This is a genomic window from Pontibacter coccineus, assembly GCF_030546575.1.
In the GTDB taxonomy this organism is placed as follows: Bacteria; Bacteroidota; Bacteroidia; order Cytophagales; family Hymenobacteraceae; genus Pontibacter; species Pontibacter coccineus.
In genome coordinates this window covers 181,284-193,957 of the sequence record NZ_JAUOTN010000010.1, presented here as the reverse complement: position 1 = coordinate 193,957, position 12,674 = coordinate 181,284, and the positions used below count along the sequence as shown (strand labels likewise).

Genomic DNA, 12,674 nt, shown 5'->3' with positions numbered 1-12,674 from the left:
CAATCCGGTTGGGAGTTTAGGGCTTGTCCTTAACCCAAAGCGGGGGCATGCCCGTAAACAGTAGCTGGATTATGTTGAAATTAAACCACAACGCTATGAGAAACAACAGAGAAGAAAACCGTGATAATCGCAATATGGAGCCGCGCTGGGTGCACAACCATCACCATGGCGAAAACTCAGACCGCGGCAACTACACCGTGGATTCGCGCTTCAACAGCGGTTATGGTGAGCAGGAAGACGATTACTATGATACCAGATCTTTCAACACCAACATAGACCATGAATTCGGTTCCCGTCAGGGACGCTTTCAGCCGGGCGGAGCACAGTACAGCGGCGAAGATTATACTTCGAACAGACGCAGGAGAAACGACAACCCCTATGGGATGAGCTATGTGCCGAACGACGACCGGAACTCAGGCCGCCACTACGATCCGCAGGCCGACTACAGCAACCGCGACTATGACGACCTACGTCGTCAGGGCAACACCTGGACGCGTTCCGGACAATACGACGAGTCCTTTGGGCATGATGTAGGGCGCCGCAGACGTGGTTCAGAGAGTTTCCAGGGGCATTCTTCTATGGGTGACTATGAGTCTTACCGCCGCTACGAACTGAACAATCCAGCCTATGACAACGACTACAGCGGTGGCTTTGCAGGCCGTAACCACACCGAGGGCCGCGATCACTTTGGCGAGGACACTCACTACAGCAACCTCAGCCGCTGGGGGCAGGAAAACCGTCCGAAGCGTCGCTCAGAAGACAGACATAACCGACACTAACCTATAAACCATACAGCCGCAGGAGGGTGCTCTTCTGCGGCTGTCCTTTTAAAAATATAACTATGAGAGATTACAGAGATCAGCATTACGATGACTTTAGTCGACCCTACGATCAGGGGGATCCGCGCCAACAGTACTACCGCAACGAGCGCCACGACTGGGAGAGACGACCAGAAAATAAAGGTGCCGGCCAGCAGTACCGCGCCAGGTATGAAGAGTCTGGCATGCGCGAAGGTAATTACCGCGGCGACAGGGAGGATTACTACAACACCACCTATGAAACCAACAACTACAGTGGTGTGCCGCGGCACGAAGAGTACGGACTCCCGCACGGCTCCGAGAATGACTTGGGAAGGGTGAGCCGGGGCAATCCGCAGTTCTACAACCCCGACAGTTTCGAGCGTACCCGATACCGCTACAGCAGTGGGTATAACCCGAACTACGACAACCCGGAGGAGGGTGACCTGTACCGCAACTTCGACAGCCGGGGCAACCACGGTTACCGTCACGACGCTTCTTACGGCACAGCCGATGAGTTCCGGGATTTCGGCGATGACCATTACGGTTCCCCTGGCCAGAGTGGCCGGTACTAATAGAACTCACTCGGAGAAATGATAAGACGCCTTTGTATACTTTTTCCGACTGTTGCGTATAAGTCACTATACATTAGTATTGAATTTCCATCTGAGAAAGGCCACAGCGTAACAGCTGTGGTTTTTTTCATTTCTTATGATAATTCATAAATTGGATTAAATTGTTTTGAATTGATGATATTTTACGTTTACCATAAACTTATATGCATGTATTAAAATCTTTACTTTTAGGAGCCGCCACCTTAATCGCTATTCTGGGCGTTATTTCCATTTGTCTGCCTCGCCAGATCCATCTGCAGCGCGACATCATTATCAACGCACCTGCCGAAGTGGCTTATGAGCAGCTCAGCGATCTGCGCAACTGGCCCAAATGGCTGCCAGGCCACCGTATTGCTCCGGATAAATCAATCAGCTATGCCGGCCCGACAGTAGGCGCGCGCTATAACTGGACGAGCGAACGGGGGAGTATCGGGCAGGGCGTTGTCACGATAGTAGAAGCAGAGCCACCAAGCCGGCTTGTTACCAACCTCGAATTCGAAAAAAAGGATAAAGCACACAGCACATTTATACTGGAGGAGACAGAGGAAGGCACAAAGCTAACCTGGCATTTTGAACAATACATAGGAGACAACCCGATCCGGAAGTTTTCAGGCCTGCTGATCGACAGTACCGTGGGGGAGGAGTTTGAGGATGGCCTTGATAATATCAAAAAGGAAGTGGAGTCGAAGCATGTATTGACTGACAATTAAGCATCCGGCCTGCACGCCTGACACATATGGGGATCGCGAGGTATAGCCTGAAAAGCTATACCTTTTTTTATTTCCTGCCGCTACTGCTCTTTCGGGATGATGGTGATCTTGCCGTCCTTTTCCAGAATGGCGTACTTGATCTGGTCGAGCCGCTCCAGACCCTGCAGCTCCCGGGCCGATTCCATGATATCCGACTCATCTACCCGCACTTTCTTTAGCCGGTCGTGCAGCACCTTGCCATCGTCCAGGATAATGACCGGTACCCCGTCCAGTACCTTTCCAAAGTAACTGAACTTCTGCTTGAGAAGCGAAAGGCTGATGTCGGCCAGCAGAAGCGTAACGATCAGCAAAAAGCTATTGGTGACAGACTTATCCTCGCCACCGAGCGCCTGCTCTGCCGTTTCGGCAATGATCAGCAAGAGCACAAAGTCGAAGACCGTGGCCTCATACAAGGTTCTTTTACCGCTTACCCTGAAAATAATCATCAGGAACACATACAAAAGCAATCCTCTGATAACGGTTTCCATAGCGTAGACTTAAGGGTATATGAATGGTGTGATGTTTACCTTTTTCTTAGAAGTAGAGAATTGCAAAGGCAGGGAGCCCATGCCCTCAGGCTTCACGTAAAAGATGACTAAGAATGGCTGGTTGGCGGAAGCAAAACGGTAGGTGATGCCCTGCTCATGGGTGTATTGCCCCGAGGGTTCAGGAAGGATCTTCTCTACCTGGAGTTTCTCGTAAAAATCTTTGTTGAGGCGCAGGTCGGTGAGGGAATCAGCGGAGGAGGGGACCAGCTTTACTTTGATTTCGGCCGGGGCACCGCGTCGCAGGAAGCGTTCGTACTCCACTTCTAGCCCTTCCGCGCTGTCGCCGGCCTTTAAGCGCTGCAGGTTGCCAATTCCACCATTGCCGGTAAAACCCAGCAGAGCGGCAAATACTACAAAGGCCATCAGGACCCAGGCCACCCGCTGGACTTTCCAGTTGGTGCTTTCCAGTTGAATGTCTTCGTCTATTTCGAGTTCACCCCTGTGTTTTTTCACGGCTATACCTTGCTTTTGCAGGTATATAACGATTGAGCAACTTTATGGTTTTGCCAGGCTGTCGGGGCTGGCGGTTTCAGGATAGGCGTCTGTTCTAAAATCGGCCACTTTCTTGTAAAGCTTGCCCTTTTCAGCGGCCGAAGACAGGAAAAGCGTGACCTTGGAGGTGTTGAAATGGTTAGACAGATCGGCCAGTAGATCCGGTATACCGTCGTGGTCCAGGTCGCCGACCCAGAGGAGCACGTAGATCGCACTCTCGAAGTTCTCATCAGCAGCCAGCTCCTGCGAGATCCTGCGGCCGTTTTTGAAGCCTGTCACCGTCCATTTGTAGTTCTGTACCGAATAAGACTCCGATCCTTCCTGTTGTATGCTGTCGCCACTGGCCGCCAGGGTATAGGTCTTGCCCTTATACCTGAGGTCGATGGACGTATTGGGCAGGATCACCTGATTCGGGTAGCCCACCGTATCCACCTCACTGGCCTGCAGTTTGGCTATACCTGTCAAGAAGAAAAGCGTATTCGGGTGCTCGCCGCGCACTTCGCGGCCGGAGCGTACCTGGCGGCCTTTGTCATATACCGGATCGAAGTAAGTGGTGACCTGCAGGTGGCTGGGCTTTAGCCGGAAAACGCTATCGTCCTGCACGAGCGCCATCCAGGGCTTTTGCTCCGCGCCCTGCCATACCTCCTGCTTATGGAAGCGTCCTTCGATCATGATCTTGGCGGCCGTTTTGGACTCCGGGCTCAGGTCTGTCGTGTCAGGGGTGTAGTGCTGCAGCTCGTCGTCCGAAGGCAGGGTAGCCGAGTCGGGTGCCTGCACGAGGCTGGTATCGGTTTCCAACAGGTGCGTATGATCCGTTTTGTTGGCCTGCGACTGGTCCGGGGAGTTGTTGCAAGCCGCCATACTCAGTGCTAAAAACAGGATCGCAGGTATACGCATTGTGGTAAGGAATTGGGATAGAAGAAAACGAATATAGCGAAAATATCTCTTGAGCAAACAAAAAAACAGGAAGGCCGACCATTGCCAACCTTCCCGCTTTGTTTGCTATACCTTGCGTAACCGGTTACAGTTGCTTGTAAAGTCTGTCTTTGAGACCGGCTGTCGCCTCCACCAGCGGGAGACGCACGGCTCCGCCGCATACGCCAAAGCGCTCCAGCAATGCCTTTACGCCTACCGGGTTTCCTTCTTCGTACATCATCGGGTTGATATCAACGAAGTCGAAAAGCAGGTCAGACGCTTCTTTGAACTGATAAGACAAGCCCAGGCGAACCATGTTGCTGAATTTTTCGGGGAAGGCATTGGCTAGCACAGAGATCACGCCTACGGCACCGAAGGTGATCATCGGGAGAGTGAGCATGTCGTCGCCGCTGATCAGCAGAAAGTCAGCGGGCTTGTGCTTGGCAATATACATACACTGCTCCAGGCTGCCGGAAGCTTCTTTAATGCCAATGATGTTTTGGTGTGCAGCCAGTCTCACGGTGGTCTCGGGGGCCATGTTGCTACCCGTGCGGCCCGGCACGTTGTACAGGATCACCGGCAACGGGCAGGCGTCGGCCAGCTGGGTATAGTGCTGGATGATGCCCTGCTGCGAGGGCTTGTTGTAATAGGGGCTCACCGAAAGCACAGCGGCTATACCTTCCAGATCCGTTTCCTGGATCGCTTTAAGTACGTCCTGCGTGTTGTTGCCGCCCAAACCGTATACCAGCGGCACACGGCCGTTCACGTGCTTCTTCACAAAAGCCAGGATTGCGGCTTTCTCTTCGGTTGTCGTGGTCACTGATTCACCTGTGGTACCGTTCACCACCAGGTACTCCACGCCACCTTCTATGGTGAAATCGAGCAACTGGCGCAGTCCGTCGTAATCCACCTCCAGGTTGCTGGCAAAAGGCGTTACCAGAGCAACACCCGTTCCTTTTAATTTATCTTGTATCATGCGCTGTTTTTCTAATGCGCGAAGTTCGAATTATCCAACGGAATCTGCAAGTGTTGTGGCGTAGCACGAAGCACGAGTTTCGGGAATATATTTCGACAAAAAACTTCTTGTGCAGGTATAGATGCTATAAAAAGACCTTTGGCAAGTTCTCTGTGAAGGCATCGTACCACGCAAAAAAGCGCTACTGTATGTTATTCTCCTCCACCCAGTGCAGGAAGTGGTCTTTGTATACCTCACCGATCGGGATTTCCTTGTTGCCGATGCGGATGCGGCCTTTCTCGATGCTGTCGATCTTGTGCAGGGCCACGATGAAGGAGCGGTGCACGCGCATGAACTTTGACTCCGGCAGTTTTTCCATGGCCTTGTTCATGCTCAGGAGCGTGATGATTTTCTGGTCTTTGGTCTGGATGATGATGTAATCTTTCAGCCCCTCAATCCAAAGGATATCGGCAAAGCCGACGCGCACGGTTTTGTAATCAGCCTTCACGAACATGAAATCCTGCTCAGGTGCCTGCGGGGCAGGGGCTGTTACTGTGGGTGCTTCCGGTGCTTTCTGGCTGCGCTGCAGTCGCTCCTGCGCTTTTGTAACGGCTTTCAGGAAACGGTCGAAGGGGATGGGTTTGAGGAGGTAGTCCACGGCATCGTGGTTGAAACCCTCGAGCGCATAGTTGGGGTAGGCTGTCGTGAAGATGATGAGCGGCTGGTGCTTGAGGATGTTCAGAAACTGTATACCTGTCAGCTCGGGCATTTCGATGTCTAGGAACATCAGATCGATCTGCTCTTGTTGCAATACCTGCATGGCCTCCGTGGCGCTGGAGCATGTTTTCACGAGTTGTAGAAAAGGCAGTTTGCTCACATAGCTCTCGATGATGTCGAGGGCAAGCGGTTCGTCGTCAACGGCAAGGCAGCGGATGGTCATAGAGTTATTTTTTTGGTTGGAAATACAGTTTCAGCGAAGCGAAAAATGTATCGTCTTTATCTTCTAAGGTCAGTTCGTGTTGGTGAGCGTAGAGCAAGTTAAGGCGTTGCTTTAGATTTTGCAAACCGATGCCGCCAAAGTCCTTTTTTTTGTGCGTACTGCTGTTGTTCACCGTCGTGAATTGCAGCCAATCGTCGGTTACCACCAGGTTGAGCGTGATGCCCACCTCGTTGCGACTCACCAAGCCGTGCTTAAACGCATTCTCAACCAGCGTCATCAGCAGCATCGGGGCGATCTGTTTTCCGCTCAGGTTGCCTTCCACGTTCAGGCGGATGCTGGTCTGCTCGCGCAGGCGCAGTTTCTGCAGGTCGATAAAGTTCTGGATATGCTCCACCTCCCGTTCCAGACTCACCAGCGTGTCGTTACTTTCGTAGAGCATGTAGCGCATCAGGAGCGAGAGCTTCATGATGGCGTCCGGCGTTTCCGGCGACTGCTTGTAGGCCAGCGAGTAGATGTTGTTGAGCGTGTTGAAGAGAAAATGCGGGTTGACCTGCGACTTCAAAAAATTCAGCTCAGCGGCCAGTTTCTGGTTCTCAAGTTCCTTGTTGCGCCGCTCGTTGCGGATGTAGTTGCCGGTTACTTTCAGGGCCGAACTGATGAACACGACGATCAAACCGGCCAGCACATAGTTGAGGATGCGGTCAGAAGAGTAGAGCACCGTCATGCCCGGGTTAAACTCCCGGAATACATAGAAGTCGAGCGGAGAGCGGACCAGCGCGACCACCGTGAGGGTGAGCAGCACAACGCCAAGATATCCGAATATCTGGTTTCTGGCCAGAAAGCGGGGGATCAGCACATACCAGTTGAGGTAGAAGATCATCATGGCAAAACTCAGGCCCACCAGCGAGTCAACCGCCTTGTTAAAAGTAAGGCCGCGCTGAAACTGTATGTAGAAGACCCAGGCTCCGAAAAATGCCCAGGCTGCCACGTGTATGGCTAATTTGTACCGCTTCTTCATGGTAAATGGTGGTAGGGCTGTCAAGTTCAAGGCTGTACAGGGAAAGGGTAGTGAAAGCTTTTAAAGATCGGTCTTTTGCTGAAGTTAAGCAATATTACGACGCTTCCATATAAACACAGCCCTATACTATACGGAAGGGCAAACCTGCCCCATCAATTACGCTTTTTAAAAGATCAAACCTGAAAAGGAAGAGAAACGGTTGTTCGTATATCCTTTTCGGCTGTTCGTCTATTTCATTTTTTTTTGTCCATTTAATTGGCTCCATTTGCAGCATGCTTTCTGGCTTTATAGCTGTGTCGGGGAGCCGGGCCTTGCGGCCTATACCCAAGTTTAATTGTTTTATTGTTTGTTTGTAAATCAATAAGCGCCGGCCTCTTGTAGACCGGCGCTTATTTTTTGTAAATATTTACGGGTTAGTGACTTACCATGCCCAGGAACTCGCCTTCGGAGAGGATGGCAATACCGAGCTTGTTGGCTTTCTCGAGTTTGGAAGGCCCCATTTTATCGCCCGCCACCAGGTAGGAGAGCTTGGCGGAGATAGAGCTCACCACCTTGCCGCCGTGGCTGACAATAATGCGCTGCAACTCGTCGCGGCTCACACTCTCAAACACCCCCGATATCACAAAAGTCTTGCCTTCCAGCTTGTCGCTTTCCATTTCAGGTGCCGTGTTCTCACCCTTAAATTGCAGTCCGGCCGCTTTCAGACGCTCGATCAGTTCCTGGTGCTCAGGTCTGCTGAAGTACTGGATCAGCGACTGTGCAATACGGTCGCCGATCTCGTTCACGGCGATCAGTTCCTCATACATGGCGCCGCGCAGCGCTTCAATATCCGTGAACCGCTCGGCTAGTTTCCTGGCCACCGTGCTGCCCACGTAGCGTATGCCCAGCGCAAACAGGACACGGTCGTAGGGCGTCTGCTTCGACTTTTCCAGGCTGTTGAGGATGTTGTTGGCCGATTTCTCACCCATTCGCTCCAGGTTGACCAGTTGCTCAAAGGTAATGTCATAGAGGTCGGCCACGTTGTGCACAAAACCGGCTTTATAAAGCTGCTCAATGGTTCTCGGGCCGAGCTCGTCGATGTTCATGGCTTTGCGGGAGATGAAGTGCTCCAGTTTGGCCTGTATCTGCGGGGCGCAGCCTTCCTTGTTCGGGCAGTAGAAGTTCGCCTCGCCTTCGGCGCGCACCAGTTCAGAGCCGCAAGCCGGGCAGTGGGTCGGGTAAATGATCGGCAGCGAGTCGGCAGGGCGCTGGCTGACGTCAACGCCGGTGATCTTGGGTATGATTTCGCCGCCTTTCTCTACGTGCACGATGTCGCCCAGGCGCAGGTCGAGGCGCTGGATCTCGTTGGCATTGTGCACGGAGGCGCGTTTTACGACGGTTCCGGCCAACAGCACGGGCTCCATGATGGCCACAGGCGTAACGGCCCCGGTACGGCCGATCTGGTACTGGATTTCAAGCAAACGGCTCATGGCGCTCATGGCCGGGTACTTATAGGCAATCGCCCAGCGCGGACTCTTGGAGGTATAGCCGAGCTCTTCCTGCAGGACATAGCTGTTCACTTTCACCACCACACCGTCGGTTGCAATCGGCAGCTCGTGGCGTTTTTGTTCCCACTCGTTGATATAGTCAAGCACGGTGTCGATGGAGTTGCATTTGCGCCACGTGTCTGATACCTTAAAGCCCCATTTCTGGATGGCCTGCAAACTTTCGGAATGCGTGTCAAAAGGGCTGGAGGAACTCATGAAACCGTAGGAGAAACAGCCCAGTTTGCGGCTGGCCACAATAGCGGAGTCCTGCTGCTTGAGCGTGCCGGAGGCAGCGTTACGCGGGTTGGCCAGCAATTGCTCGCCTGATTCTTCGCGGTCGGCATTGAGCTGCTCAAACACCTGCAGGGGCAGGAAAACCTCGCCCCGCACCTCAAAACTCTCCGGGAAATCTTTGCCGTGTACCTGCAGCGGGATGTCGCGTATCGTGCGCACGTTGGCGGTGATATCATCGCCACGGGTACCGTCGCCGCGGGTGGCGCCCTGCACAAACTCGCCGTTCTCGTAGGTCAGGCTGATGGCCACACCGTCGAACTTCTGCTCACACACATACTCCACTTCATCACCCACGATCTTCCGCACACGCTTGTCAAATTCCCGCAGGTCTTCCTCCGAGTACGTGTTGCTCAGCGAGAGCATCGGGAATTTGTGGTATACCGTCTTGAAGCTCTTGGTCACCGTGCCGCCCACGCGCTGCGTTGGGGAGTTCGGCTGGCGCAGTTCCGGGTGCTGCTGCTCCAGTTGCTGCAGCCGCTCGAGCATCATATCAAAATCGTAGTCAGATACTTCGGAAACGCTGTTCTGGTAGTATTGGTAGTTGAGGTAGTTGATGCGTTGGGTGAGCTCCTGAATCTCAGTGGCCGGATCGTATGCTAAGTCCATAGGGTAGTTCTGTTTGGTCTGTAAAAATAAAGAACGGACCGCAGCTTGCCAAGATACAATGCGCATATACCTGCGCCGGAGTCTGATAAATTACAAGTGCAGGATTCAGGTAGAAGATAATCCGGCTCAAAGCACCTGGCAGGAGACAAAGCGTTTTGGTTAGGTATAGGTATAGGCGGCGCAAAATAAAAAAGCGGCGGTTCCGGAAGAACAGCCGCTCAGGTAAAGGTATAACGTATATGCTTACTTCAATTTCACGCCGTCGGCCACAAAGCGCAATTCTTCTCTCGGCTGGGTAATGGCGGCAATCTCTTCGCCTGATTTTCCGGCATCCTCGGCAAAGTGACGCTGGTCTTCCACTGAGATCACTTCATGTTTGGCCATACCTGTGAACACTGCCGTCTTGCCTGACAGATCCTCTACCGGCAGGAAGAAACCATAATCACGGAAGGTAACTTTCATAGTGCTGCCATCTTCCAGCTTCACATCCATCCAGCAACCCTTTGACTGGCAACTTTCCACGATTTCGGCAGCTACGGTGGCCTGTATGGAATCGCTTCCGTTCACGGCTTCCTGCATTTGGCCGGCTGAGAGTACGTTTTGTTCTTCGAAGGAAGCACCGTACGCGTTCGCCTCAGCAACGGTTTCTGTGGTTTCCTTACCTTCAGATGTGGTGTCGTTCTGGGAGCAGGCCTGCAGCACGGCAGCAGTCAATAGCAAGGCGAATAGTTTTTTCATGAAGGGATAGGCTTTTTTGTGTCAGCCAAATATAGAGATTATTAATCAGGTGCAAAAGAGCTGCAATCGGACAACGCCAAAAAGCAGGTATACCAAGCTATACAGGCAACTTATTTGTCCCGGTCTACTCCAAAGCTCTATTCTGAAACAGCAGGAAACCCAGGTGAAAGAGCACGCCCCACTCTTTGGTTTTGTCGTTGTAATAGTTCAGGCTCAGCGCCGCCGGGCCCAATATACCATGGTAAACCACCGCGGCTGTGGCGGCCACACCGGTACCTGTCAGCCGTTTCCCATAGTAGGCCTGCTGCCTGTCATCCTGCAGGATCGGGCGGTATGGCTGGAACAGATAACCCTCTGTGCGTGCCTCCAGCCGGGGCGTGATCAGGTAGACGTATTGCAGGCCTCCTGCCACAAATTCGTGTGCCCGAAAGCGGTCCAGAAAAAGGGTGCGGCTATCGGAAAGGGGGTAGAAGGCAGGAGCAATGGTGAGCGTAGAGCGATAGTTGCTGAAAAAGGGCTGTGTCGAGATCACGCCTTCCAGCCTGTAGCCGAAACGGTGACTGCCATTGCCCAGAAAGTCCTCAAAAAGCAGCCGGCCATAAAACCAGCTGTGATCTGTTGAAAGGTTCTGCGATTCGTTAGACGTTGAGCCGGGTCTATACCTTTCCGTCGCGTTTACCATGCGGCCCGTGGCTGTAAATGAGCGCCCGCCGGAAGGATACTGTTTTCGGTTGAGCCCACCGCGTCTGAAAATGGCGCCCACTGTTAGGCCACTCGTGGCGGTGCGGTCCAGGGTGTCAGAGCGCTGTATCTCCAGGCGGTTGCTATACCTGTCGATGTGCTGCGCATAGGCCGCGCTGAGCACCAGCCTGCCTTTGTAAGTGTTGGTAAAGCCCATGTTGAGGCCAAAATTCCGGTCGGTCTGCTCGAGTAAGGGCAGATTGTTGCGCTCCAGCAGCAAACCGGTGGTGGAAAGGAAATTCCAGTGATTGTATGTGAAAGCGGGCTCGATGTAATAGGGCAGACTGGCGGGCACGTCGATGCGGGTGCGCAGCTGCGCGCCCTGGTAAAACCGGCCTGTCTGGAAACTTCCGGCAAAGGTATAGAGCTGCCGACCGAGCACACTGTACTCCACACCGGCATAGATGTTGTCGATCGGGCGCGAGGCTATCACACCGCCCAACGCTATTTTCAGGCCGTCTTCTTTCTTCACGTTCAGGAGCAGGTCATAGGACTTGGCCTTGGTATCGTAGCGCATGGTCGGGTACAGGCTGCGGAAGTTGTCGATGGCGGCCAGCCGGTAGTAGCCTGTTTTGACGTCCTGCATGGTATAGCCCTCTTCCTTTGAGCTCCTGAAGAAGCGCTGTACAAAGTCCTGCTGATTTTTTTTCAACCCCTGGATCTTCACACTGCGGAAAGCGTGGGGCTGAAAGCCGCCTCTGAATTTCTCCCGTTTGGCACCAAGCGCTTCGGCACTTACCCTGCGCTTTATTTTCTCCTGGATCTGATCCATGTTGTCATTGGTCACCTTATACCCAGCCGCGAAAAAATCCTCTACGTTTTTGAAATCCAGTGAATTGAGGCTACCCAGGTCAGGCTGCAAGTATACGTCCTTCTCTGTAAGCGCCGTGGAGTCCGAGTTCGACATCATGGCATAGAGCAAGGTATAAGCCAGGTCAAAGTCATCGTTGTCGTAGGGGTACTCGCTGTAGGTTTTGGACGACACGTTTACCCCGATGATGATGTCCGGATTGAAGTCTTTGCGGGCCACATCCACCGGGAAGTTGTTGTAGAGTCCACCGTCAAACAACAGGCGCTTCTCAATCCGGATGGGTTTATAGAAGAGCGGTACGGTGAGGGTGGCCCGCACGGCATCGGCCAGCTGTCCTTTGCGCAGGATGACCTGTTGCTGGGTGAAGATGTCGGCGGCAACGCAGCGGTAGGGCACCATCAGCTTGTCGAAGTCATAGTCGGCGTGGGCGGCAGGCTGGGAGAGGAGCTGTGCCAGGGCAAAGTTGAGCGAAGCGTCGTTCACAAGGTTCGACGTGAGCTTGGCCTGAAAAGCAGAGTCCAGCGCCACATGGAGTTTGAGCAGGGCCGGGTTGGGGTCAGGTGAGGCGAAGTTGTAGGTATAGTTCTGCTCCGGCTTGCCGGTGGCCCAGGCCTGGAACGCCTCGGTGTGGATCAGGTATTCGATCTCGGCGGGAGAATAGCCGGCCGCGTACAGCGCCCCGACGATGCCGCCCATGGAGGTGCCCACAATGTAATCGATCGGGATGTTGTTCTCTTCCAGGGCCTTGAGCACGCCCACATGCGCTATCCCTTTGGCGCCGCCACCGCTAAGCACGAGCGCCACTTTCTGGGCGTAACTTTCCTGGACTCCACCTAACAGCAGGGCCAAAAGCAGCAGGTATAGAAGGGCGTTTCGGTATACCTGCACCAGTAATAAAAGGCGGGCAGCCTGCAATAGGCGCATAGTTTG

General features: G+C 53.3%; 12 protein-coding genes. 3 read left to right on the top strand and 9 right to left on the bottom strand.

Going from position 1 to position 12,674, the window contains the following annotated elements; genetic code table 11:
- Positions 1 to 95: 95 nt before the first annotated feature.
- From Q4E40_RS19455 to Q4E40_RS19445, 3 genes are all read left to right on the top strand, one after another.
- On the top strand, positions 96 to 779 hold the full coding sequence (locus Q4E40_RS19455; RefSeq protein ID WP_303414691.1) for a hypothetical protein: 684 nt from the start codon (positions 96 to 98) through the stop codon (positions 777 to 779).
- Between the two features lie 62 nt (positions 780 to 841).
- On the top strand, positions 842 to 1,372 hold the full coding sequence (locus Q4E40_RS19450) for a hypothetical protein (RefSeq protein WP_303414689.1): 531 nt from the start codon (positions 842 to 844) through the stop codon (positions 1,370 to 1,372).
- Between the two features lie 203 nt (positions 1,373 to 1,575).
- Positions 1,576 to 2,121 (top strand): SRPBCC family protein, encoded by a 546-nt coding sequence (locus Q4E40_RS19445; RefSeq protein ID WP_303414687.1) that lies wholly within the window; start codon positions 1,576 to 1,578, stop codon positions 2,119 to 2,121.
- Positions 2,122 to 2,201: 80 nt separating this feature from the next.
- On the opposite strand, the gene Q4E40_RS19440 is transcribed toward Q4E40_RS19445, so the two are convergent.
- From Q4E40_RS19440 to Q4E40_RS19400, 9 genes are all read right to left on the bottom strand, one after another.
- A complete protein-coding gene (locus Q4E40_RS19440; RefSeq protein WP_303414685.1) occupies positions 2,202 to 2,648 on the bottom strand; it encodes a DUF421 domain-containing protein in 447 nt (148 codons plus the stop codon).
- A 9-nt stretch (positions 2,649 to 2,657) separates the two neighbouring features.
- The gene (locus Q4E40_RS19435; protein ID WP_303414683.1) at positions 2,658 to 3,161 is read right to left on the bottom strand and encodes a hypothetical protein; all 504 of its coding nucleotides are present in this window, start codon (positions 3,159 to 3,161) and stop codon (positions 2,658 to 2,660) included.
- A gap of 42 nt (positions 3,162 to 3,203) precedes the next feature.
- Positions 3,204 to 4,097 (bottom strand): hypothetical protein, encoded by an 894-nt coding sequence (locus Q4E40_RS19430; RefSeq protein ID WP_303414681.1) that lies wholly within the window; start codon positions 4,095 to 4,097, stop codon positions 3,204 to 3,206.
- A gap of 124 nt (positions 4,098 to 4,221) precedes the next feature.
- Positions 4,222 to 5,091 (bottom strand): 4-hydroxy-tetrahydrodipicolinate synthase, encoded by an 870-nt coding sequence (dapA, locus tag Q4E40_RS19425; protein ID WP_303414679.1) that lies wholly within the window; start codon positions 5,089 to 5,091, stop codon positions 4,222 to 4,224.
- A gap of 181 nt (positions 5,092 to 5,272) precedes the next feature.
- Positions 5,273 to 6,010: a LytR/AlgR family response regulator transcription factor gene (locus tag Q4E40_RS19420; RefSeq protein ID WP_303414676.1), complete on the bottom strand. Its 738-nt coding sequence runs from the start codon at positions 6,008 to 6,010 to the stop codon at positions 5,273 to 5,275.
- A gap of 4 nt (positions 6,011 to 6,014) precedes the next feature.
- Positions 6,015 to 7,028, bottom strand: coding sequence for a sensor histidine kinase (locus tag Q4E40_RS19415; protein WP_303414674.1), 1,014 nt, complete (start codon positions 7,026 to 7,028; stop codon positions 6,015 to 6,017).
- 413 nt (positions 7,029 to 7,441) lie between these two features.
- The gene (ligA, locus tag Q4E40_RS19410) at positions 7,442 to 9,454 is read right to left on the bottom strand and encodes an NAD-dependent DNA ligase LigA (RefSeq protein ID WP_303414672.1); all 2,013 of its coding nucleotides are present in this window, start codon (positions 9,452 to 9,454) and stop codon (positions 7,442 to 7,444) included.
- Positions 9,455 to 9,697: 243 nt separating this feature from the next.
- On the bottom strand, positions 9,698 to 10,192 hold the full coding sequence (locus Q4E40_RS19405; RefSeq protein WP_303414670.1) for a DUF4920 domain-containing protein: 495 nt from the start codon (positions 10,190 to 10,192) through the stop codon (positions 9,698 to 9,700).
- 124 nt (positions 10,193 to 10,316) lie between these two features.
- Positions 10,317 to 12,668, bottom strand: coding sequence for a patatin-like phospholipase family protein (locus tag Q4E40_RS19400; RefSeq protein WP_303414666.1), 2,352 nt, complete (start codon positions 12,666 to 12,668; stop codon positions 10,317 to 10,319).
- Positions 12,669 to 12,674 lie beyond the last annotated feature (6 nt).